This window comes from Bacillus sp. 7894-2 (assembly GCF_002272225.1).
In the GTDB taxonomy this organism is placed as follows: Bacteria; Bacillota; Bacilli; order Bacillales; family Cytobacillaceae; genus Cytobacillus.
The window spans coordinates 1-22,364 of record NZ_NPDG01000020.1; the positions used below are offsets into that span (position 1 = coordinate 1).

The following is a 22,364-nucleotide window of genomic DNA, read 5'->3' on the forward strand; positions in this document are numbered from 1 at the left end:
GCACTGAGTTCTGACTCTAGACCGCCAATTTTCTCTTTTTGTGTCGGATATAGCACCGGGTTCTGACTCTAGACCGCCAATTTTCCCTTTTTGTGTCCGAAGTTGCACCGGGTTCTGACTCTAAATCCTCTTTATGATTTAATTATTTCTTCGGGATTTCACAGCCGTCATCATCACAGATCATACCTTCGCTGTCATTTAGAACAGTTATCTCGTCCTCTGCAATTATCTTCTGCAGCGCTTGAACGATCATCTCTGTTGGCTGCGCCCCGCTTAATGCATACTTTTTATTAATAAGAAAGAACGGTACCCCTGTAATGCGGTACTGCTGTGCCAATTGCTCATCTGCACGGACTTCAGCCGCAAACGCATCACCGGCAAGCATTTGTTCAGCTTCTTCCCGGTTCAGGCCAACTTCTTCTGCTAACTGGGCTAATGTTGCAGGATCTCCAATATGCCTGGAATCTGTAAAATAAGCCTTCAGCAGCCGTTCTGTCATTTCTTTCATTAACCCTTTTGTTTTGGCAAACATCGTCAGACGGTGTGCGTCAAACGTATTAGTGAGAACAATGGTATCAATGTTGAATTCCAGCCCGGCGTTTGTCGCCATCTGCACCATGTTTTGCGTGTTGGCTTTCGCCTGCTCAATCGTCATCCCATATTTCTTCGACAATTTTTCATACATGTTATCCTGAATATCCCGCTCTGCCGTCGGGTCCAGTTCGAAGCACCTGTAAGTCACTTCGATTGGATGATTAATCTGTTTAATGGCATCCTCCAGATGCCTTTTGCCAATATAGCAAAACGGTCAAGCGAAGTCAGTCCACATCTCAATATGCATACCTGATTCCTCCCATACAGTATTTTCTTCTTTAGTATAGTTGGGTGGATTTTATTTTACACGGAAAAAGCTCAAAGCCGGAATCCTGATTCAGGATTGGGTCGCTTACAGTGCTTGTTATACGGATCTTGGCGTTATCATTTCTCTCATCTATTCGCCAGTTCATCATGATCCGCCGGATGCGGCGGCTCCTCGAACCAGCCATTTTTAATCAGAATGTTTGCGCCATCTTCAGCATAATTAGCGATCTCAGCAGACAGTCGGATGAAGCTAAGCGAAATATCTTTTCGTGCACTCGATGCAGCACTTGTTGCATATAAACCTGTACTTAATGCAATGAGCGTGGTTGTCATAAACAACATTAGTTTATCTGAAAAGGGAGGAGAAGTGGAATCTGTTACTTCCATATCCCAGGACAAGCTAATAGGCAAAAAACTTTCCTCAAGCTGCTCCGCAAAGATTTTTGTATGTTTTGCAGCTATATCCCTTCCCCTTATCAAGAATTGGCCAACTTCCTTGGATTTGGCAACCTGGCTAAATCCAATCATAATCGAGTTTCCCATGGCATTCCTTTTCAAGCTGTTATATATATTTGTAATTTCAATCACATTCAGGGGCCTTTTATCGCCGAACAATCCGCCCATGAATTTTTTGCTTTCGACAAAGCTGGTTTCTTTTACCGGGATGACATGGGGAGATCTCATATACAAGCCTTTGTTCATAAGCATATTTTTTAGCTTTGTTTCGTACGCATTCGCTTCCATTAAGCAATTATTAAAGTATTCAACAATATCTGACCGGACAGAAAGTGTTTTGGCCAAAGCATAAAAATTCACTGCAAACATGGTAAGATTATAAAGGAAATGCAGTGAGAAATTTTCTGAGAACAATTTTGGGGCATTAGGATACACATCCTCTTCCGGCTTAAATCCATAAGGAATGGCAATCCCTTCATTTTCAAGAAATTCAGTCACCTTCTTTAAATGGGTCACCGTTAATTGAAGACCATCCTGAAGCATGGACTGCAGTTTCTGGTCTTCCACTGTAGTTGAAAAATAGGTGAAAATACACTGACTCAAGCTGCTGTTCAAATAAGCCGACCATAATTGCGCTATTTCAGCTGCAGTTAATGCAGTGTTCTGACTATCATTCATGACTACACGTCCCTCCTTTTTCTATTAGCATTTCCAAAAGCTGAAAGAAAAACAATCACATTTAAATAAATGAATAAATATTGCACACACTAATAATGGGAGGTGTTTATTTTGATCCTTTATCATGGTTCCATTAAGAAATTGGAGTACTTTCAAAAAGAGATGTCAGTCCAAAAAACAATGAAGGAATTCGATACACTTGGGATCTGGTGTACATCCAATTTTGAGTCTGCTCAGTCATTTGCCATTGGAACAGAGACCGTCTGTGAAAAATCGGATACGGAGTTCTGGGAGGATGGAACGCCGAAAGTGGTTCAATACGATAAGCAGATCCGCGGATATGTCTATAAAATCTATATAGATGAACCTAACTTAAAGGAATTTGATTCCTTTGAACAATTCATGAATGAGAGAGATCCCTTTTGCGACTATGCGAGCACAAAAAAAAGACACCTTAGCTGGAAAGATAAGGCGATCCTATTAAATAAAGATGAAGCCAACGTTGAATTTCGCGAAAGTCTTACGAAGCAAGGCTTCGATGGGATGGTCATTCCGAAAATGGCCATTGAAAACGGTTATGAAGATATGTACTGCATTTTTTCAGATGATAGTATGCAGATTGCTGATGTCTTTTCAGTGGAATAACGGGCTCCTAAATCACTTCTTTAAGCCAGGAAACCACCTGATCAAGCTCCTCTTTTGTCGTATATTTCCCCAGACTGAATCTGACAGCGCCCATTCCAATGTGTTTCGGAACCCCCATTTCCTTCAAAACTGGAGATAATTCCACTTTTCCTGCATGACAGGCAGACCCTGTAGAGGCTGCAAGCTGAGGAATGGCTGATAAAATGTCCTGGCCAACCCGATTCATAAAACTGACATTAAGGGTATTCGGCAGCCGTTTTTCTTCATGTCCATTTAGGACTATTTCATCTCCAAAGGCCACCTTCAATTTACCCCAGAAATAATCCGTTAAGTCAGCAAGCCCGCCGTCCGAGACATGCTTCCCAGCTAACTCACAGGCTTTGCCGAGTCCGGCTGCAAGCAAGGTATTCTCAGTTCCTGCACGCATTCCAAACTCATGTCCTGCCCCATGAATAAGCGGTTCAAGCTCGATGCCTTTTCTGATATATAAGGCGCCAACCCCTTTAGGCGCGTACAATTTATGGCCGGCAATGGTGAGCATATCCACATTCAGCCTATTAACATCAACAGGCACCTTCCCGGCGGATTGGGAAGCATCGGTATGAAATGCGATCTTGTGCCTCCTTGCGATTTCGGCTATTTCTTCTATTGGCTGCAGAGTCCCCACTTCATTGTTTGAATGCATAATGGTGATCAGGATTGTGTCTTCCCGAATCGCCTTTTCAATATCTCCAGCAGAAATCATTCCATATTTATCCACATCCAGCATCGTGAGTTCAGCCCCTAAACGCTCGAGAAATTTTAATGGCTCGATTATGGCAGGATGCTCTATTTTTGATGTAATGATGTGCTTGCCTTTTGTCAGATGTTTGAAAAAATAGCCCTTTAATGCCAGGTTATTTGCTTCACTTCCGCCGCTGGTAAAAATAATCTCTTCAGGTGAGCATGACAGCAAGTCAGATACCTGTTGCCTCGCACGATTCATTTTTTCTTTTACCGGCAGCCCTGCCCAGTGCATTGCAGAAGGATTTCCGTAAAAGTCTGTCAGAAAAGGATACATGTGATCTGCAACCTCTGGGGCCAAAGGTGTGCTTGCGTTGTAATCAAGATATACTTTATTCATTTCCCTTCCCCCTTTCTTTAAGAATATCAAAATAATAGAGGTAATGGAGCTTTAGTTTAATTTAAAAAGGGATGCCCCCGCACCCCCTCCAAAAAACATTTAACAATAAATTTACAGACCTTTTATCCTGCTTTAATAAAGCAGGCTTAAAATAAAAATATACCAACTAATCGAAAGGAGCTGGCGCTATGCTTGAGAAACTTTTTAGATTAGCGGTCCTGACTATTTTTTGTACGCTTTTTCCGTAAGCTTTTATCCTAAAAACTCAGTTTTTAGTTTTTTTTATGTCCCAATGGAAGCCCGGCATCAAAATGTGAGCTGACAAGCCTATATAATGCTCGATCAACTGCCGCGATCGTCTTTCACTCAAACTTTTCACTTTCTCTCCATAACAGCAAAGTAATTCTCTTCACCATCCGCAAAGTTAAAAACCCGGCCTGAAGGCATTTCTGCAATTTCTCCAACCGTAATGCCCTTGTTTGAAAAATCGCTATGAAGTTTTTCAAGATTTTCTGTAAAAAACATCAACGAAGGGGTGCCCAGGTTTAATCCCGGCGACATCTTCGCTACCCATTCCTTATTATGCAGAATAATACTCGTCTCCGACTCCTTTGATGGAGATACTTCGATCCATCTCATTCCCTGGCCATTATCTTCCTCGGCCAATACATGAAATCCGGCTTTTTCAGTCCAAAAATTTACTGCTTCATCCTGATTGTTAACGTAAAGCATAATTTGTCCGACTTGTTTAATCATGTTCTTACACTCCTTTCGTTATTTTTATATTAAATAAAACTGAAAATTTAATCAATTAAAAAAGAGCCCTGCCCCAGGGACAAAGCTCAGCCTTCTTAGTAATAGTAAGGATATGGCGCGTACGGGTAAGGCGGGTATGGATAATAAGGATATCCAAAGCCAGGTCCCGGCGTCAGCAATGCTCCTGTCGCAAGCCCTCCTAAAAATCCAAGCCCCAGACCAAAGCCTGGGCCGCCAAACCCGAATCCCGGCCGGCCAAACCCGAATCCGGGTCTTCTTCCAATTCCAAATCCGGGACGAACTCGATGGTCAGTGAAATACATGCCATTGTGCGGAACAAACTCCTGTGACACCGGCATTTGCTGGTATTGATAATCCAAACGGAACTCCTCCTCTGTATTTGTCTACAGTAAAGGATATGCGTCAGTTGCCTATGGGGTATGGGCCCCTGCCCTTAATACGAAAACAATCTTCTTTTAATAGATAAGTAACCACACCTCTATTATGATTCTGTCATATTCATAGATTAAATTGATATTAAAAGAGGGATACTATTGAATAGAAAAAAACGGGTTCCTTGCCTTTTTCCGGGCTACAAATGGTGCGGTCCAGGGTGCAGCGGACCGGGCGCACCCATTAATGGAGTGGACGAATGCTGCAGAGCACACGATAAATGCTGGGCAAGCGGAAGATCCAAATGCAGCTGTGACCAGGAATTTCTCAGATGTCTGAAGCCAAAAACAAACATGCATGGCGAAGAAGGAACCATTGCGTCAATCATTTATATTTATATGAAGATTCAGACCGATTTTACCTGCAGCCGGTTTCGGAGGAGAAGACATTATTAAAAAGCGGCGCTAGCCGCTTTTTTTATTCACAGTAATATTGCTTTATTAAATGACTTCGATTAAACTCAAAATTAGTTATCTGAATAATAAGAAAACCGAAGGAGGAACCATGAAAATAGGAGCGTTTTCAGTAAGCTTAAGCGTAAAAGACATTCAGAAGTCAAAAGAATTTTACGAAAAACTTGGTTTTGAGGCATTAGGCGGAGATATTGAGCAAAATTGGCTGATTTTGAAGAATGAAAACTGTGTGATAGGTCTATTCCAAGGCATGTTCGAGAAAAACATCCTTACATTTAATCCTGGCTGGAATCAGAACGCAGAAAACTTAGAGGAATTCACTGACATTAGGGACCTTCAAAAGCAGCTGAAGGAACAAGGGATCTCTATTATAAATGAGGCAAATGAATCAGGCTCCGGCCCTGCAAGCTTCACCCTTGAAGATCCGGATGGCAACGCTATTCTTTTCGACCAGCATAGATAGATATTCTTCTTACATAAAAATAGAAGCAGCAGTGCCCATTGTCACTGCTGCTTTAGCTCAAAACAATCACCGTTCATTTCCCCGTTTAAAATTCCCCGTTATCTTCGCCATGATTAATTGCCTGCTCTTTTCATCTTCAGCATCACTCATTCTTTTTAGAAACTTCTCCGACTCTTTACCCTTTAGGATTTTCACTTGTTTTCCATTAAAATCAAGAAACACTGTGCTATTTTTATTTACCCGAAAGCTAAATGGTTCTTCATCAAGGCGATTCCTTTTATCAATATGATCCATTTTCTTCCTCCTTGCTTAACCAAACTATAATATAGAATACTCAAAAAGAAAACAGAATTTTTTACTAAATGAATCAAATAATATTCTATACATCACTATACTTAACCAATTGCAGAAGTGGAGTTCATGTGTATGAGTATAATTTTAGCCATGCTGGCCGCATTGTTTGCATCCTTCACCGCCATCCTTGCGAAAATTGGCATTGAAAAAGTTGATTCCAATCTGGCTACCGCAGTCCGGACAATTGTGGTGGTCATCATGGCTTTTTTAATGGTTCTTATTACTGGTGAAACAGAAAGCATCTTTACTATTTCGGTAAAATCGTACATATTTCTTATTCTCTCAGGCCTGACAACCGGCTTATCATGGATCTGCTTTTTTAAAGCCATTCAGATTGGAGATGTATCGAAGGTAGTTCCCATCGATAAGTCGAGCGTCGTTTTAACGATCCTCTTATCATTTTTTATTCTCAGGGAACCCGCCACAGCACTGGTTGTTTCAGGTGGAATCATTATTTCCATTGGAACCTTTGTCTTAATTGGCCGGGACAGGAAAATAACCCGCGAAAAGAAAGTATTTAATACTAAGTCCTATATTTTTCTGGCCGTGCTGTCCGCTGTATTTGCTGCAGCCACCAATATTTTAGCGAAGATCGGAATTGAAGACGTCGACTCCAATGTGGCTACCTTTATCCGGACTGTGATCATCATTCTTTTCGCATGGGGCATTGTACTTTTCCAGGGGACTATTAAGGAGCTTAAAAACATTTCGAAAAAGTCCTATTTATTTCTCTTCCTCTCCGGAGCCGCAACCGGTTTATCCTGGCTGTGCTATTTCGGTGCTCTCGCCATCGGCAAGGTTAGTGTCGTGAACCCCATTGATAAATTCAGTGTGGTGCTGACAATGATCTTAAGTTTCATTATTTTAAAGGAAAAGCCAGGTATGAATACCATAGCCGGTGCCGTTTTAATTACAATTGGGACGGCTTTGCTGATTATTTAGGAAATAAAAACGAAAACGGCCTGATTTTTTGGCCGTTTTGCTGATTTTGGACTTCCTGCAGCTGTTTTTTTAGGTGAGCATACAATTTACTTTCGGATAACATATTTTACTTTCGTATAAAATCATTTATTTGCGCATAGCAAAAACGAGTTTTAGACGGCATTCCTGATTATTTAGACAATAAATACGAAAAAAACGGCCTCATTTGGGCCGTTTTCCTGATTTCCAATCTAAATTGGGCACCCAGCGTGTCTTTTTTTTACCCCAAACAGCATTTCTGTGCGGATAGCCCTTTTTTATGTGCGGATAAAAATATTTATGTGCGCTTAAGCACTCCTACCCACCTGCCTGACACACCCCTTTAATGAATTCTGCAAAATAACCGGCCCCAATGTACCGGATCGGGAATTGGATAGACGCAATTGCACAATTGCATCAGGAGAAAGCTCAGCTGATATTTCGTCAAACTTGCCAACCCATGGGATGCCGCCAAAGATACTTGGCTGATCTTCTTTAACAGGGTGCATTTTAAATCTCCAGCTGATTACACCAGGAATTTGGGCAACCCCTTCGTATTGGTCATAATCGCCAAATGCAGAAGGCTGGGGCACCCAGTCAGCATAGATTCCAATCGCTGTCCGTTCCCTGACAGGACTGTCCGGCTCATCTGTATAGGGCTTCTTCACTTTGGTTATAAGAGCTGTTCCCTGCATATTCGGTATAACTTTTACAGGCTCCAGCAGAATGGTGCAGGGATAGGAAAGAGATTCCGCATGCGCTTCAAATAAAGGAAATGAAAAAACACAATCAAAATCGTTAATAATCGTTTCCCTCCGTTTCAATGACTAATTTACCCTCCATTCCGCTGCAAAATTCGGAGGAACCTTTGACATTTTTAATAGATGGACATATAATGGTCACTGTATCAAATTAGTTTAGGAGGATTATTAAAAAATGACACACGCGATGAGACTTCGATTCCCAACTTTGAACCAGTAATTTAATACGTTCAAAGGCTCTGTTTGTGTGAACAGAGTAAACGGGATTAGTCTGTCCTTTTTTAATAATCTACAATTCATATGAAATAGCCTTATTTGTGCTATTTCCTAAATTGCCGTCAATGCATGGCAATTTTATTATGAATGGAAAGGCAGATTTTTCTGCCTTTCTTTTTTTATGTCTATAAGCCTTCCAATAGACAGCAAAAGGAAGGTTTATTTGCTGACGGCTCCTGATCAGCCCCTAACCGAATTAGGATGGGCCCTCTTCCCTTTACTCTGAATCACAGGCAGATGCCTGTGATTTTTTTATTGAAAGGAAGAAGAAAATGGATAGTCACTCTAAATATAAAAATTATGTAAATGCACTTAGATGCCCGCTATGTGAGGATTCACTGCAGGTTGTTCAAGCGAAAAGCCTGATATGCCCAAACAGGCATACCTTTGATATCTCACACCATGGCTATGTGAATATGCTCAGCCATACACCGAAGGGCCGTTACAATAAAGCTTTATTTGAAGCCAGGAAGAAAATCATTATGGAGAGTGAGCTTTTTACACTTCTTCATGAGAAAATAACAGCCGCAATTGACTCCTTTTCCGCCGATTCTGATGCCTTAATCCTTGATGCAGGATGCGGTGAAGGATCGCATCTTGAAAAGATTTTGCGCTATTCCAGAAACGGACTAGTGACAGGGATTGGCCTGGATATATCCAAAGCAGGGATTGCTCAGGCTGCCAAAAGCTATAAAGATTCCATTTGGCTTGTCGGGGATCTGGCAAAATCTCCTATGGCTGATCGTTCTATGAATATGATTTTAAATATCTTTTCTCCTTCTAATTACAAGGAGTTTAAACGGATTCTGACTCCAGGCGGGCTCATCATTAAGGTGGTGCCGCGTGCAGCTCATTTACAAGAGCTGCGGAATGCCATTCATGGAACCAATCAAAACAGCAATTACAGGAATGATGAAACCATCTCCCTTTTTAAAAAGCATTTTACGCTCATAGACATTGTCACCGTGTCAGATGCAAAAGAGTTGAATGAAAAGGAACGGACACATTTAGTGCAGATGTCTCCCCTTGCCTGGGATGCCGATGAGACAGCTTTGGAGGCATTCAAAAGCAGCCAAATCACTATTGACGCAGATATATTAATTGGATTAAACCAAAAAGAAACGAGGTTATCGTAATGGAAAATGTACTTTTTGAATTAAAAAATATAGAAGTTTCCTATTTAGATAGAGTAGTATTAAACATTCCCCGGCTGGCTGTGCATCAGTTTGACCGGATCGGAATTGTCGGCAAAAACGGGGCTGGGAAAAGCACCCTCCTGAAGCTCATGGCTGAACAGATAAAGCCTGAGAAAGGACTGGTTAACAGCTTTGCTGATTTTGCCTATTTCGATCAGCTGTCAGCGCCCGATGAAAGCGAAATAGACTATAAACTGGCTGGTCAGCTGGCAATCCCGGACACGGAAATCGAAAGTTTAAGCGGCGGGGAAAGAACGAGGAGGAAATTAGCGCACATTTTTTCCAGCTATTATGAAGGATTGTTAATAGATGAGCCCACCACCCATCTCGATAAGGAAGGGATAAAATTTTTTATTGATGAGCTGACCTATTATTATGGTGCCCTTGTGCTCGTCAGCCATGACCGGTATGTTCTGGACCAGCTCGTCACAAAAATTTGGGAAATTGAAGACGGAACTGTGACAGAATATACCGGTAACTATTCTGATTATATAGAGCAAAGAGAACTGCAGCGGAAACAGCAGCTTGAGCAGCATGAAAAATATGTGAAAGAGAAATCCCGCTTAATAAAAGCGGCAGAAGAAAAAATGAAAAAGGCGGAGAAAATTACCCAAGCCAACGGGCATATCTCCAAAAAGGAAACTAAGGCCAAAGCCAATAAAATGTTTATGACAAAATCCAAGGATACAAGCCAAAAGGCGGTCCAGCGCGCAGCCAAAGCCATTGAGCAGCGGGTACAGATGCTCGAGAATGTGGATGCGCCAAAGGAAGAAATGACGATTCGCTTTCATCAACATCCAACACTGGAAATGCACAATAAATTTCCCATTATGGGAGATCGGGTAACGTTAAAAGGCGGAGAAAAAACACTTCTGAAAGAAGCGAGCTTCCAATTCCCCCTTGGCAAAACGATTGCCATTACTGGAAAAAACGGATTAGGAAAATCAACACTCCTCAACCATATCCTGAACCGCGGCGAGGGTATTACCCTCTCTCCTAAAGCGGTAATCGGCGCCTATGAACAGATGGATTACCAATTCGATAAAAGCAGAACGGTGCTGGATTATATGAAAGACAAAAGCGATTATGAAGATAGTAAAATTCGTTCGGTTCTGCAATCCATGAATTTTACAGGAAATGACCTGAAAAAGGATGTGCGGAGTTTAAGCGGCGGCGAAGCAATCCGACTCGTGCTATGCCAGCTTTTCCTAGGCAGATACAATGTGCTGATATTAGATGAACCCACAAATTTTCTGGATATTTATTGCATCGAGGCTCTGGAACAATTTTTAAAAGCCTATCAAGGAACTGTTCTGCTGGTTTCACATGATACGGTATTTATTGAACGGGTAGCTGATTGTGTGTATGCGATAGAGGATCAGATGCTTGTTCTTAAGAAGAACTAAAAAAATGGACCCGGCTGCTTTTGCAGCAGGGTCTTTTTCGTAGGGCAAACAAAAGAGTGTTCTCATTAGAATTGGACTCGCAAGTTAAATAATAGCATTTTCGCAAAAATTCGGGATTGCCTGATGTTTTGGAGGTAGTGCTGTTGTCTTACAAACCAAATCCATGTCATAAAAAATTTCATGGGTGCTCGAAGTAAGAAATTCTCCGAGATCAATACCCCAATTTGTATCGTCCTTAAGGAGAATTGAGGGAAAATCTATTTTTTCATCAGTTCCTGGATCAAATTCGGTTACATCCGTTATGATTTTTATGCCAGCATTAACATCTGGAACTTCCACCACTGTTCGAAGGCCGATGTGATACGGAATTTCAGGATGGTCATCCTCAATGTCATGGTGCTCCCATGAAAGTTTTTCTGTCTTAATAATAATAATCGGATCTTCATTAGGATTGGACCCAGGCCTTATTACATTGATTGTAAAATTAAACCTAACCTCGATATCATCATCCACAAATTCAGTTACTTCTCTAACTGACAAACGAAGTATTTCAACCTCAATCCGTTTAGGGAATTCTGTAGTAAATGACACCGGATAGAACTCCTCTTGAATCAGAGGACTTCGTCTTATTGCTGCGCATTGTTCATTCAACACATCAAACCCCATATTCGGAAAGAACATAAGATTGTTTGGATTATTTACATGGTCCAGCCCTAAACAATGCCCTAGCTCATGTGCAACTTTTTCCCCTCGAAGTTCAATAGCTGTCATCATTGAAAAATATTTATTGTTGCTGACATCCCCTATAGAAGCTCCAAATTCGTTATTTCTCAATGCTGCTCCTCTAACGAAGTGAAGTGATATATGCGCTCCATCTGTGCAGCAGGTTTTAAGATTATATAACAGCTCTGCAGTTGGATAGTTAGACATATTCGAAAAAAAATCAGCTGCAGAATCTATCTCTTCAAGTGCAAAATCATAATCGTCCGGATTTGGTACAATCTCTTCAAGTTTTTTTATCCTATCTACATTAAATACTATCCCGCACCGGCATAAGATATCATTCGCTTTTCCAATCAAGGTACAGATCTCATTATTTTCAATCCTTACGCCTGGCGAGACAAACACACAAATATTAACCACCCTGCACTTTTTGGTGATAATTTCTAACGCATTATCCGGGATTTGATTACAAGTCATGGTCTACCCCCATTATCGAATTCTTATGGCGGTTTTATTATGTGTCCCATACTCAATTCTATACACTAAATTCATGAACCCTTAGAGACTTAGGCACTAATGCAGCACCCGCTTCTAGCTCAGCTAATTGGCCGCTTAACCAAAACGGAGACACCGACAAAATACTCGGAACATCATGGGCGCCGAATACTTCTTTGATTGGTCAAATGCAGGCTAGCTTCAGTTACCCAATCGTAAGAGAATTATTTCAACTCAATCTCCTTAAACCAAAACTCTAAGGCTTCCATTGGTTCATCTCTCATATGAACATAATAGATTTTTACCTCGTCTGGTTTTACATTTTCCGGCAGTGCAAATGAAAAACTAAATTCCCTGGATGTCTCTATATCAAATAGTTGAGGTTCTAATTCAGGAGGTTGCTCATTTTTTAACCATTCCTGAACCGAATCTTCAAAGTAAAGGCTATCCATTTTTTCATAATCCTCAGATCTATTTCGCTTAACTTCCGTTACTTCCCCATTACCAGGAACATAAAAAACAATAAAATCTGTGGGAAATCTATATGCATCTAATGGTTTTTTCCAAACGCCTGTCACTGTATAGGATTGATTTTCCTTTTCGACTGTGAAATTCAATGAATCTGGAGCAGTATGATACCAAGAGTTAAAAAACACATATCCGGCAAAAAGGAATATTGCCAATACAGGCAGTATAAAGAGCAGTGACACTATTCTGCTCGTCTTCCATAACCTGATTCCTAAAATAAATAAACCCATAAGGACGATTATTGCAAGGATAATAGACATTTAGTTCTCCATTTTCAATTATTTATTCTAATCCAGCTGACGGCAAGAAAATAACCGATTATGGGTGAGATTCCATACCCCATGATCGGCATTGGAAAATGACCAAATAACGTTACAATCATAGCCATTAAAAAGTAAACTCCCAAAGATAACGATAAAATATTATTTCTGCCGTAATAAAAGAATGGACTTAATAATAACAGCAACGACAATATACCCAAAATCAGCCAGACAATACCAAGGTCTGCAACCAAAAAGATAATATCTTCTACAAAAGGAACCGGTGCTAAATCATCGATAAAAATCCATGAAATGATAACTATGACAGCGCTAAGCATAAAGCTCAACAACTTTAACTTCCAACTACTAATCTTCTTCCACAAAATAATGGAAGCTGCACAGGCAAATGAAGTTAATTGACCTGCATCTGGATGGAATAGCAATATTAATAAAGTAATAAAGTACAGTGCGATTGTATGGCTTGTCCGATTTTTCCATAGCTGTATAATTAAAAATGGCAAAATAATACTTGCTGCATTTATGTTAACCGGTCCAAAAGTTATCCAGCGATGAACACCGCCTGAACCATCAAACAGGAATGGAAGAACTAATAAGGCTACTGGAATGCAGGTTATAATGAGGTTCCCTTTACTTACTCTTTTCTCCTTTTTAGGAACCAAATAATAAGAACACAAAACAGTTCCCATTATCCAGATTAGGATGTTTTGAAGCGATATTCCGGGACTCACACCATTTGCAGCCATGGCAAAGGTTCCTATTAAGATAGCAGGAATCATTAGTAAATAAGAAATAGAATTTTTTAAAGTATTCATGTTAAAATCCCCTTTTTTATCCTCGAAAAATTTTAACATATTAGTCATCAGTTTATTTAATTTACTTGAATAAAAATGAATTATTCTTTAGCTACTGCAGCAACTGCCTCTATCTCAACTAATTGGCCGCTATACCCCAAAACGGTAACACCGGACAATGTACTCGGAACATCATGGGAACCGAATTCCTCTCTGACTGCCTTCCATGCAGCCACCAAATCTGCCTGGTCAGAGGATGCTACCAGAACTCTAGTATAAGCCACATCCTTTAATTCAGCTCCACATTCCTGTAAGGCTGCTTTCAGGTTTTCAACACAAAGCCTGGCCTGTTCTTCATAGCCTTTTCCCTCAGGAACTTTTCCCTCTTTGTCGAGCGGACAGGCCCCTGCCATAAAATAAAGATCCATTCCAGAAGGGATATGGGAGGCGTAAGCATAGTCAACTGCAGGTAAAACCGGAGAATGTATTAGTGAGATTTTCTTCATCTTCAAAAATTCCTTTCCTTTGACATTTTACTAATTTAATTCTAGCTATATATAAGATCTCCTTTTTCAGATAAACTGTTTTTAATAACCATCATAAAAGGCAGGTGGCACAATGCGGAGTTTAAGATTAGTAAGTATAATCGTAATTGCCTCTGTCAGCTTACTGTTTGGCTGTTCAGATAAACCGGTGGATCACACGAAATTTCCGCCAGAGAAGACAGCAACTATTGAAGTGAATGGAACAGAATATCGAATGGAAAAAGGAAACTATCAGTGGTTCAGAAAAAAAGGCCTTGAAACGGAATCAATCAAAACCGATCATGCATCCCCGAATCAGATGGCAGTACAGCTTAAACCTATTCCTGTAAAACCGGACCAGAAAGTCAAAGTGAAAATTGAAGATGATCCAGTAATGAAGGTGTATTTATGGAATGAAACGGGAATAGAAAGTGATATCAAGCTGGAGGATAATCAATTTAACATGCCTGCAGATAAGGGAAAATATATTTATGAAGTCCTAGCGGAATGGCAAAACGGTGAAATTTCTTTTACATTTGTGGCGGAAGTTCAGTAAAACAGGGGAACCAGGACATGGTTCCCCCTGATCCAGTTTAGTTATTAATGATTTTTTTCTCCTTCAATACTTCTAAAGCAATATTCCTGGCCTCAGTGCCTGTTCCATCAATATTCACCGCAAACACCCATATCCCCTTCTCCGTTTCAACAAAACCAACATACCAGCCAAGGCCCATGTCAGAGAGCCTTGTCCCTGTTTTTCCATGTAAAATGAAGTGATCCTGTTCATCCTGAATCATTATTCGTTTGACTGTTTTTTGGTTTTTCTCTGTAAAAGGCAGCTTCTCCTCTACAAGCTTTTCGATAAAATCAGCTTGTTCTGCTGCGGTTATTCTCAGGCTGCTGTCCAACCAGAACGAATCAATTCCGCCAGATATGTCCTGGTTCCCATACCCTATCTTTGCTAAGTAATCGGTCATTTTCTTTTCACCAATTGTCCTTGCCAGGTCCTGATAAAACCAGATAGCCGATTCCCTCATGGCAGAAGCAAGAGAATGATCCCGGTTCCAGCTTTCGAATTCCCGTTCGACTCCATCCCAACGTTTCACTTCGTATTCATCTCTCACAGCGGCAGTTTCGAGCCCGATTAGGGCATTGGCGACTTTGAAGGTTGACTCCGGCGTCAGTCTCTCTTTGCTCCTCTCCTTGTTATAGACATGAACCTTGTCATTCTTAAGATTTTTGAGAACCATTGTTCCCTCTTTTCCTGCAAAAACTTCTTCAATGTGCAGCTCCTTCGTGTTTTCTTTTCCGCCTAATGCCTCAGCACCTGTACCTGCCAGCAGCAATAACAAGGCAAAAACGGCTATACCCATTCTCCTCATCCAATTCATCTTTTCTTCCTCCTTTATAAAATAGGATTTCCGTCATGATGTCAGCCCTTTAATTGTCCCTTATACTATAAACAGCATGATGGATACAGAAAAGAAGCTTTTTAGCCATCTGTACCCATACAAATCTTCAGCAAGGTGTGAATTCATGAGCACTAAATATGAGGAAATCATAGGAGAAATCCAATCCAGATTAGATGATGAAAAGTTAAAATCCGGAGAAAAGCTCCCCTCCATCCGTAGGGTTGCCAAGGAATTCTGCTGCAGCATCAACACTGTACTAAAAGCTTACAGTGAATTGGAAAAGGCACATCTGATTTACTCTGTGCCAAAAAGCGGCTATTTTGCAGTAGGGACAGATAAACCCAAAAAACAAACTCAAATGAAAATAGACTTTGTCTCGGCAGGACCGGATAAAAGCAGGATGCCCTACCGTGATTATCAGCATTGCATGAATCAGGCAATTGAACTTTATAAGGAAGAAATGTTTCAGTATTCCCATCCCCTCGGCTTGGCGAGTCTTCGGCATCAGCTTTCAGATCAGCTTCAGGACCTGCAGGTTTTCGCCCCGCCTGAAAGAATTGCCGTTGTATCAGGTTCCCAGCAGGCTCTGGATCTCTTAATCTCACTGCCTTTTCCCAATAAGAAAAATGAGATTTGCGTAGAACAGCCAACACACTTCAGTTTCATAGATTCCATTACTTCGCGCGGCCTGAAACCGATCGGCATAGAGGTAAATCAGAATGGCATTGATCTTAATAATCTGGAAAAGGTCTTCCGAGAACGAAGCGTTAAGTTTTTCTACACAGTCTCCCGATTCCAGAATCCGACAGGCTGCAGCTACACCAATCAGGAAAAAAAGCACATTGTCGAGCTCGCTCAAAAATATGATGCCTACATAATCGAAGATGATTATATGGGAGACCTTGATACCCGGAAAAAAGCAGACCCCATGTTTGCCTATGACCCAAGCGGAAGAGTCATTTACACAAAAAGCTTTTCTAAAGTTCTGCTGCCAGGACTTCGATTAGGATTGGCCGTTCTTCCGGGAGCCTTAATGAAAAGTTTTACACAAGCCAAATTTGCAGCGGACGTCCATACACCAGTCCTCACACAAGGGGCACTTGAGATTTACTTAAGCAGCGGAATGTTTAAGGCCCATATTGAAAAACTCCGACGGCAATACAAAAAGAAAGGCACCATTCTCAAAAAGGCGTACCTGGAACATTTGCCGCCTGGTGCTGCTTTTACTGGCGGGGATTCGGGATTCTATTCGACAGTTGAGCTTCCGGGCAGATTGAAAGCAAAGCATCTTGTGGAATATCTCCAAAAGAAAAATGTATTGGTTCAGGATGCAGCAGGTATGTACCTCCCTGAGTACAGACAGGAAAACCGTATCCGGTTAAGCGTGTCACAGGTGGATGACAGGAAAATTGCGGTTGGGGTGAAGAAGATCGGAGATGGGATTCGTACGTTAGCCCTAAAATATGGATTTTGATAAAATAAAGAAAGCTCAGGAGAACTGAGCTTTCTAAAAAATAGTTCCTATTGTTTTAAAACAACCCCGCTTCCAATCCTCCCAACAGCCTTCCTCTTCCCTCTAAACCAAGCAAACACAATCGCCGCAATCAATGTAAATCCTAAGTACCCCATTAAAGGGTATACCGTTCCGACCAAAGTGATGAAGCCGATGAAACTGGCGCCAAAAGCGGCAGCTCCAAATAATACAACGAAGATATTGAATTTAGGGTTCTCTCTTTTTACGATTCTTGCAGTGAAGGCGTACAGCATCCCAACAGCTGTGTTGTAGATCATCCCCAGCAGGACGACGAACATTAACAATCCAAATGCCGGTGAAATTTCATTTGCAAGCGCCAGGATCGGCATTGGAGATCCTTCAACCACGTCCATTTTAACCAGCATGGCTACATTGATCAGTAAAATCAGGACACCCAGTCCAACACCGCCCAGGATGCCGCCCAAGCCAGCCTGCTTTTCATCTTTTGTTGTGCCTCCCATGACAGCAAGCATGGCAGCACCAGCCGCGATATTATAAGAAACATATAGCAATCCGCCCATAAACCAGTTGGATGCAGCAGGCGTCCCGCTTTCCGCCAATTTCTGAACTTCCGAGAAATCCAGTCCCATCGTGCTTAAAGCGTAGCCGCTAATGATAACCACCATAAGCAGCAGAAATGGAGTCACCAGGCTGATAATTGAAATGACTTTTTGGACGTTCAGACATACGGTCAGGATCGTCAACACGGCCATAATGATATTCCCTGCCATGCTAGGGATGCCGAACTGCTCTTCGAAGATCGATCCTGATCCGGCAAGCATGACGACGGCGACTCCGAAAAGGAAGAATGTAATGATAAAATCAACAGCCATCCCGAGATACTTTCCGCAAATATGGTAAATCACATCTTTATGGGAATCTGTCTGCAGGCGGCTTCCAAGCTGGGTTAAATTCATGCCAAGAAATGCAAAGAAAAAGGTCGCCAGCACAGCTCCGGCTAGTCCCATCCAGCCAAAGCCCGTAAAAAACTGCAAAATTTCCTGCCCTGAAGCAAAGCCTGCTCCGACAATGACCCCAATAAAGGCCCCGGCAATCTGAATACTCTTTTTCAAAACTATTCCTCCTTTTAATATTTGAATTTTTTGACAACTTTGTTTAAAAGAGAAAGAGAGAATCCTCTCTCTCTAAGTGCTATTTGCGCTTTTATTTGACTTGAGTGACACTATTCCCGCCAACAAGGGCTGCTTGTTCATTCAACGTAAATCTCTTTTCAAAAACAGTAAACTCTCTAATAGTTTCATAATTCGGTTCATACCCAAGTCCGGATTTTTCAGGAACCTTGATCATCCCATCTTCAACGGTTACTTCAGGGTCAATCAGATCCTTCTCCCAATAGCGGGATGATGCAGCTGTATCCCCTGGCATAATAAAGTTTGATAGTGTGGTTAAGGCAATATTGTGTGCCCTTCCAATGCCGGATTCCAGCATGCCGCCGCACCATACCGGGATGCCGCGTTCCTGGCAGAGGTCATGAATTTTTTTGGATTCTGTCAAGCCCCCGACACGGCCGATTTTGATATTGATAATTTTGCAGCTTCCAAGTTCAATCGCCTTGCGTGCATCCTCATAGGAATGGATGCTTTCATCGAGGCAGACCGGTGTTTTAAGTTCTTTCTGAAGGACAGCATGATCAATAATGTCATCAGAGGCCAGCGGCTGCTCGATCATCATTAAATCAACTTCATCCAGCTGTTTTAACAGTTCAATATCTTTAAGAGTGTAGGCTGAGTTTGCATCCGCCATAAGCGCTATATCCGGGAAATGCTTCCTCACTTCCCTCATGACCTCAACATCCCAGCCCGGCTTGATTTTCACTTTAATTCGTTTGTAGCCATCCTCTACATATTCACCAATCAGGTTCAGCAAGTCCTCAACAGAATCCTGAATCCCGATGCTGATTCCAACTTCAATTTCATTCGCTGTCCCGCCAAGAGCATTCGCAAGCGGAATTCCTTTCTGCTTGGCAAATAAGTCCCAAACCGCCCCTTCAAAAGCCGATTTCGCCATATTGTTTTTCCGTATGTAAGAAAGCTTTTCCGACACTTCATCAGGGTGTTCCATTTCTTTGTTTAATAGATTCGGAATGATGAAATCTTCAAGCATATGCCAGTTTGTTTTCAGTGTTTCTTCGTTATACCATGGTGAATGAAAGGCTACTGATTCCCCCCATCCGCTCACACCGTTCTCATCCTTCGCTTCCAGTAAAAGAAATTCTTTATCCTGAAACGTGCCAAAGCTTGTTGTAAATGGTGCTTTCATTCTCATTTTCATATGCCTCAATACAACTTCTGTCACTTTCATATTCATTCCCGCCTTTTCCTGTTAGTTGAGTGTAAGCTCGTTTCGTTGAACTAATACATAGTAGTGTACCGGGCCTGCTGCACTTTTTTGAAAACCCGCCATGGCATACCCTTGTGAAAATAACGCCTGAAAAATTCCTCTGGTTTTGAAGCGCCAGTCCATCGCCAGCTCGAAATTATGATTTTTAATAGCTTGAAAGTTTGCCGGAATCGGAACAAGCACAGGTCCGCCACATGCCTCCCATACTGTATTTAATAAAACAGGAAAGTTGTCCTCTGATAGTCCCCAGTCAAACGGATTCTCTGCAGAAGCTGCTTCAATACTCAATCGCTCCTCCACATGTGAACTGGTAATCCACCACTCCACCTTTAACCGGTCTGTCGGCAGTCCATGATTCAAATTATCATCCATATCTCCATAGCAATTCTCCACATAAGTGGAGCAAACTGCATTCAGCTTGTTAAGATTCAAGTAAGCATTCCGGCTTTCAAGCGGATCAAACGTCCAGGTGATCAGGTCATATCCCAACTCAATGGCCAGTTCCTTTTGCTTCTGCTTTAATAACGCTCCAAGCCCCTTATCCTGGTGGTCGGGGTGAATGCCAAGCATATGGGAGCACAGATACCCTTTTCCTCTGTTGAAACCGGGAAATCCGTAGCTGAATCCCACCAGTTCTTCTTCTATAAATGCCCCGAGGAGAAGCCCGCCGTTCTGGGCAGCTGTGATGGTTTGATGAACCGGAAGCGGGGCCATATTCCAGATGATCTCCTCCAGCTTTTGAATCAGATTCATATCGCTCGCTGTCTTTAATACCCGCAAATCAATTGTCACAGCAGCCATCTTCACTCCTCCTTTTCCAAAGTGGCCATTACCGCCCTGGCCAGTATTTCCACTCCTGAGTAAATCGCTTCCCGATTGAAGGTCATGTCCGGATGATGAAGACCCGGCTGCAGGTCACAGCCCAATCCAAGCATGGTGGCCTTAATATTCGGCTTTTTTAAGGTATAAAAATGGAAGTCTTCACCGCCTGATGTCACGATTGGCTCCCGTAATTTGGCGGCACCAAGTACATCGATTACGGCCTTTTCGAGAAAATGCTGCGCTTCTTCATCTACCTCAGCTGCTGCCACATTCGCTTTCGTATCAAGTGTAATTTTGACTCCATAGAGCTTAGATAAATACTCCGTGATCGTTTCAATTTTTTCAGACAGTGCGTTTATCACTTCATTAGTTTGTGCCCTAAGATCGAGGCTGAAGGAAGCTTTTCCAGGTATGATATTGCCTGTGTCACTGCCCGCATGGAACTTGGTCATTTTAGCCGTATAGGGGACCATGGGATCCAAATGGATGTTTTTAATTTCATGAATAAAAGAAGCGCCAATCTCGATGGCATTCTGGCCAAGATGCGGTCGGGCGCCATGGGCGTCTTCCCCGATAATTTCCCCGGTCAGAAATCTTGCTGCACCATGGTAAATGGCTGCCGATGCTTCCCCGTCCCTAATTTCCTGAATCGGCCTCAGATGTACACCGTACAGGTAATCCACATCATCCAGCACGCCATGCTCAATCATTTTTAGAGCTCCGGTGCCCTTTTCTTCAGCAGGCTGAAAGATGAATTTCAGCTTGCCTTTTTTGGGGAATCCTGCTTTTTGAAGGAACAGCATCGCCCCGACCCCCATCGTCATGTGGGCATCATGGCCACAGGAATGATTCGCCTGAAACTTGCCGTCCACTTCCTGCCAAAGTGCGTCCATATCCGCTCTCAGCGCGACACAAGGACTCCCTTCTCCTACTTCAACAACCAGACCGGTGCAATCCCCAAACAGTTTAACCTGAAACCCCCGGCATTCCAGGAATTTCTGCAGGTACTCGGTTGTCTTATATTCCCTCCAGCTCACTTCCGGATGTTCGTGCAAGTGGGTAAATACCTTCTCTAACGCGGGTTTAAGCTCATCAATTATATTCTTCAATCCAACTTCCCTCCCGGCTGAATAAAAAAATGTTCACTCTCCAGCTTTTCATATTGTTCTTTCCGTGTTTGAAATCGTTCCTGATCTTGTATGGACACCCCTGCAATCACTGCATTTAGAAAGGAAAATAGTGCGGGTGCCGCATCAATCGTCGATTTTTCCGACGAATGTATTTGAAAAAGCAAATCAGCATGCTCTTTAATTGGCGCGATCGCTGAATCGGTTATGCCAATCACAAATGCTCCCTGCTTTTTCGCCAATTCCGCCATTTTGATCGTATCCTTCATATAACGGTCGAATGAAATGGCGATAAACGTCGCACTTTTATCCATTTCGGTGACCGTCAACAGCAGATCATCCGTATCCGGCCGGATCAGCTTCGCATTTCCCCTCACCACCCCAAGGGTAAATGAAAGCCAGCTCGCTGCCGAGAAAGAAGACCTAAGTCCTGAAATATATATTTTTTTCGATTCGATCAGCCGGTCAACCAAGGCATCAAAATCATTCTGGCTTATATTCTGAATCGTTTCCCGTATATGCAGACAATCCTTCTCCATCACACTTGCCAGGAACTCCGGCTTTTCGGCCAATTCCACCTTATTCGTAAAATACTGCCCGAGTGTGCTATTCGCCTTTAAAAGCTGTTCCCTTACCATCTTTTGAAGCTCCGAATAGCCTGAAAGCTGAATCGAATAGCAGAAACGGATGACTGTCGTTTCACTGACCCCGATTCTCTTTCCAATCTCACCCGCTGACTTTACGGCAAAATCCTTCGGATGATCGAGCAAATACTTCGCGGCCTTCTGCTGGCCTTTGGAGAGGTTAGAAAACTCTTTTTCTATTGTTTCTTTTAATTTCATTTAGGATCACCTTAAGATTATGAAGTTTAAGCTGTTTTATTATATTTTATGAAGTCTGAACTTCGTTTTTACTAAATTACCACACATTTCTTCGGAAAACAATAATAATTCTGAAAATTTTAT

At 42.0% G+C, this 22,364-nt stretch carries 26 protein-coding genes; 9 read left to right on the forward strand and 17 right to left on the reverse strand.

The genetic code is table 11. The annotated features are described in order from the left end of the window. Window positions 1-142: 142 nt before the first annotated feature. A complete protein-coding gene (locus CHI10_RS04420) occupies window positions 143-796 on the reverse strand; it encodes a DsbA family oxidoreductase (RefSeq protein WP_286137166.1) in 654 nt (217 codons plus the stop codon). Between the two features lie 191 nt (window positions 797-987). Continuing rightward, window positions 988-1,995, reverse strand: a complete 1,008-nt coding sequence (locus CHI10_RS04425; RefSeq protein ID WP_095243122.1) for a DUF3231 family protein — start codon at window positions 1,993-1,995, stop codon at window positions 988-990. A gap of 102 nt (window positions 1,996-2,097) precedes the next feature. Between CHI10_RS04425 and CHI10_RS04430 the strand changes: the two genes are divergently transcribed. Further along, window positions 2,098-2,640 carry a hypothetical protein gene (locus CHI10_RS04430; RefSeq protein ID WP_286137148.1) on the forward strand — a complete coding sequence of 181 codons (543 nt, stop codon included), beginning with the start codon at window positions 2,098-2,100 and terminating at the stop codon, window positions 2,638-2,640. Between the two features lie 7 nt (window positions 2,641-2,647). On the opposite strand, the gene CHI10_RS04435 is transcribed toward CHI10_RS04430, so the two are convergent. The 3 genes from CHI10_RS04435 to CHI10_RS04445 all read right to left on the reverse strand — a co-directional run bounded on the left by CHI10_RS04435 (window position 2,648) and on the right by CHI10_RS04445 (window position 4,842). Continuing rightward, on the reverse strand, window positions 2,648-3,763 hold the full coding sequence (locus CHI10_RS04435; protein WP_095243124.1) for a cysteine desulfurase family protein: 1,116 nt from the start codon (window positions 3,761-3,763) through the stop codon (window positions 2,648-2,650). A gap of 375 nt (window positions 3,764-4,138) precedes the next feature. Further along, window positions 4,139-4,519, reverse strand: coding sequence for a VOC family protein (locus CHI10_RS04440; protein WP_095243125.1), 381 nt, complete (start codon window positions 4,517-4,519; stop codon window positions 4,139-4,141). A gap of 95 nt (window positions 4,520-4,614) precedes the next feature. Next, entirely contained in the window at window positions 4,615-4,842 is a 228-nt protein-coding gene (locus CHI10_RS04445) for a hypothetical protein (protein WP_175609088.1), read from the reverse strand. A gap of 231 nt (window positions 4,843-5,073) precedes the next feature. Here CHI10_RS04445 and CHI10_RS04450 point away from each other — a divergent pair, with 231 nt between their 5' ends. Then, the gene (locus CHI10_RS04450) at window positions 5,074-5,367 is read left to right on the forward strand and encodes a phospholipase A2 family protein (protein ID WP_095243127.1); all 294 of its coding nucleotides are present in this window, start codon (window positions 5,074-5,076) and stop codon (window positions 5,365-5,367) included. 109 nt (window positions 5,368-5,476) lie between these two features. After that, complete coding sequence (locus tag CHI10_RS04455; protein ID WP_095243128.1) at window positions 5,477-5,848, forward strand: VOC family protein; 372 nt, start codon at window positions 5,477-5,479, stop codon at window positions 5,846-5,848. 66 nt (window positions 5,849-5,914) lie between these two features. Here CHI10_RS04455 and CHI10_RS04460 read toward each other — a convergent pair whose 3' ends face one another. Next, a complete protein-coding gene (locus CHI10_RS04460) occupies window positions 5,915-6,142 on the reverse strand; it encodes a hypothetical protein (protein WP_095243129.1) in 228 nt (75 codons plus the stop codon). Window positions 6,143-6,274: 132 nt separating this feature from the next. Here CHI10_RS04460 and CHI10_RS04465 point away from each other — a divergent pair, with 132 nt between their 5' ends. Next, a complete protein-coding gene (locus CHI10_RS04465) occupies window positions 6,275-7,144 on the forward strand; it encodes an EamA family transporter (protein ID WP_095243130.1) in 870 nt (289 codons plus the stop codon). Between the two features lie 326 nt (window positions 7,145-7,470). Here the strand turns inward: CHI10_RS04465 and CHI10_RS04470 are convergent, their stop codons facing one another. Beyond that, window positions 7,471-7,986, reverse strand: coding sequence for a YoqH family protein (locus CHI10_RS04470; protein WP_286137157.1), 516 nt, complete (start codon window positions 7,984-7,986; stop codon window positions 7,471-7,473). A gap of 112 nt (window positions 7,987-8,098) precedes the next feature. On the opposite strand from CHI10_RS04470, the gene CHI10_RS22855 reads away from it, so the two are divergent. From CHI10_RS22855 to CHI10_RS04480, 3 genes are all read left to right on the forward strand, one after another. Continuing rightward, on the forward strand, window positions 8,099-8,143 hold the full coding sequence (locus tag CHI10_RS22855; RefSeq protein WP_142301762.1) for an erythromycin resistance leader peptide: 45 nt from the start codon (window positions 8,099-8,101) through the stop codon (window positions 8,141-8,143). 328 nt (window positions 8,144-8,471) lie between these two features. Then, a complete protein-coding gene (locus CHI10_RS04475) occupies window positions 8,472-9,335 on the forward strand; it encodes a putative RNA methyltransferase (RefSeq protein ID WP_095243131.1) in 864 nt (287 codons plus the stop codon). After that, window positions 9,335-10,801 carry an Msr family ABC-F type ribosomal protection protein gene (locus CHI10_RS04480; protein WP_095243132.1) on the forward strand — a complete coding sequence of 489 codons (1,467 nt, stop codon included), beginning with the start codon at window positions 9,335-9,337 and terminating at the stop codon, window positions 10,799-10,801. Before CHI10_RS04475 ends, CHI10_RS04480 begins: the two co-directional genes overlap by 1 nt. A gap of 84 nt (window positions 10,802-10,885) precedes the next feature. On the opposite strand, the gene CHI10_RS04485 is transcribed toward CHI10_RS04480, so the two are convergent. The 4 genes from CHI10_RS04485 to CHI10_RS04500 form a co-directional block, all read right to left on the reverse strand. Further along, complete coding sequence (locus CHI10_RS04485; protein WP_095243133.1) at window positions 10,886-12,001, reverse strand: zinc metalloprotease; 1,116 nt, start codon at window positions 11,999-12,001, stop codon at window positions 10,886-10,888. A 242-nt stretch (window positions 12,002-12,243) separates the two neighbouring features. Then, the gene (locus tag CHI10_RS04490; RefSeq protein ID WP_095243134.1) at window positions 12,244-12,807 is read right to left on the reverse strand and encodes a hypothetical protein; all 564 of its coding nucleotides are present in this window, start codon (window positions 12,805-12,807) and stop codon (window positions 12,244-12,246) included. Between the two features lie 14 nt (window positions 12,808-12,821). Beyond that, window positions 12,822-13,640 (reverse strand): hypothetical protein, encoded by an 819-nt coding sequence (locus CHI10_RS04495; protein ID WP_095243135.1) that lies wholly within the window; start codon window positions 13,638-13,640, stop codon window positions 12,822-12,824. A gap of 80 nt (window positions 13,641-13,720) precedes the next feature. After that, window positions 13,721-14,125 (reverse strand): RidA family protein, encoded by a 405-nt coding sequence (locus tag CHI10_RS04500; protein WP_095243136.1) that lies wholly within the window; start codon window positions 14,123-14,125, stop codon window positions 13,721-13,723. 112 nt (window positions 14,126-14,237) lie between these two features. Between CHI10_RS04500 and CHI10_RS04505 the strand changes: the two genes are divergently transcribed. Continuing rightward, the gene (locus CHI10_RS04505) at window positions 14,238-14,699 is read left to right on the forward strand and encodes a hypothetical protein (protein WP_095243137.1); all 462 of its coding nucleotides are present in this window, start codon (window positions 14,238-14,240) and stop codon (window positions 14,697-14,699) included. 37 nt (window positions 14,700-14,736) lie between these two features. On the opposite strand, the gene blaOXA is transcribed toward CHI10_RS04505, so the two are convergent. After that, on the reverse strand, window positions 14,737-15,534 hold the full coding sequence (gene blaOXA, locus CHI10_RS04510; RefSeq protein ID WP_095243138.1) for a class D beta-lactamase: 798 nt from the start codon (window positions 15,532-15,534) through the stop codon (window positions 14,737-14,739). Between the two features lie 145 nt (window positions 15,535-15,679). Between blaOXA and CHI10_RS04515 the strand changes: the two genes are divergently transcribed. Further along, window positions 15,680-17,029: an aminotransferase-like domain-containing protein gene (locus CHI10_RS04515; RefSeq protein ID WP_095243139.1), complete on the forward strand. Its 1,350-nt coding sequence runs from the start codon at window positions 15,680-15,682 to the stop codon at window positions 17,027-17,029. Window positions 17,030-17,076: 47 nt separating this feature from the next. Here the strand turns inward: CHI10_RS04515 and CHI10_RS04520 are convergent, their stop codons facing one another. From CHI10_RS04520 to CHI10_RS04540, 5 genes are all read right to left on the reverse strand, one after another. Continuing rightward, the gene (locus tag CHI10_RS04520) at window positions 17,077-18,162 is read right to left on the reverse strand and encodes a YkvI family membrane protein (protein WP_095243140.1); all 1,086 of its coding nucleotides are present in this window, start codon (window positions 18,160-18,162) and stop codon (window positions 17,077-17,079) included. Between the two features lie 91 nt (window positions 18,163-18,253). Then, complete coding sequence (gene menC, locus CHI10_RS04525; protein ID WP_095243141.1) at window positions 18,254-19,411, reverse strand: o-succinylbenzoate synthase; 1,158 nt, start codon at window positions 19,409-19,411, stop codon at window positions 18,254-18,256. Between the two features lie 21 nt (window positions 19,412-19,432). Then, on the reverse strand, window positions 19,433-20,251 hold the full coding sequence (locus CHI10_RS04530; protein ID WP_095243142.1) for a GNAT family N-acetyltransferase: 819 nt from the start codon (window positions 20,249-20,251) through the stop codon (window positions 19,433-19,435). Window positions 20,252-20,253: 2 nt separating this feature from the next. Further along, the gene (locus CHI10_RS04535) at window positions 20,254-21,381 is read right to left on the reverse strand and encodes a M20 peptidase aminoacylase family protein (RefSeq protein ID WP_095243143.1); all 1,128 of its coding nucleotides are present in this window, start codon (window positions 21,379-21,381) and stop codon (window positions 20,254-20,256) included. After that, window positions 21,378-22,241: a MurR/RpiR family transcriptional regulator gene (locus CHI10_RS04540; RefSeq protein WP_095243144.1), complete on the reverse strand. Its 864-nt coding sequence runs from the start codon at window positions 22,239-22,241 to the stop codon at window positions 21,378-21,380. The genes CHI10_RS04535 and CHI10_RS04540 overlap by 4 nt, the downstream gene beginning before the upstream one ends. Window positions 22,242-22,364: the final 123 nt, after the last annotated feature.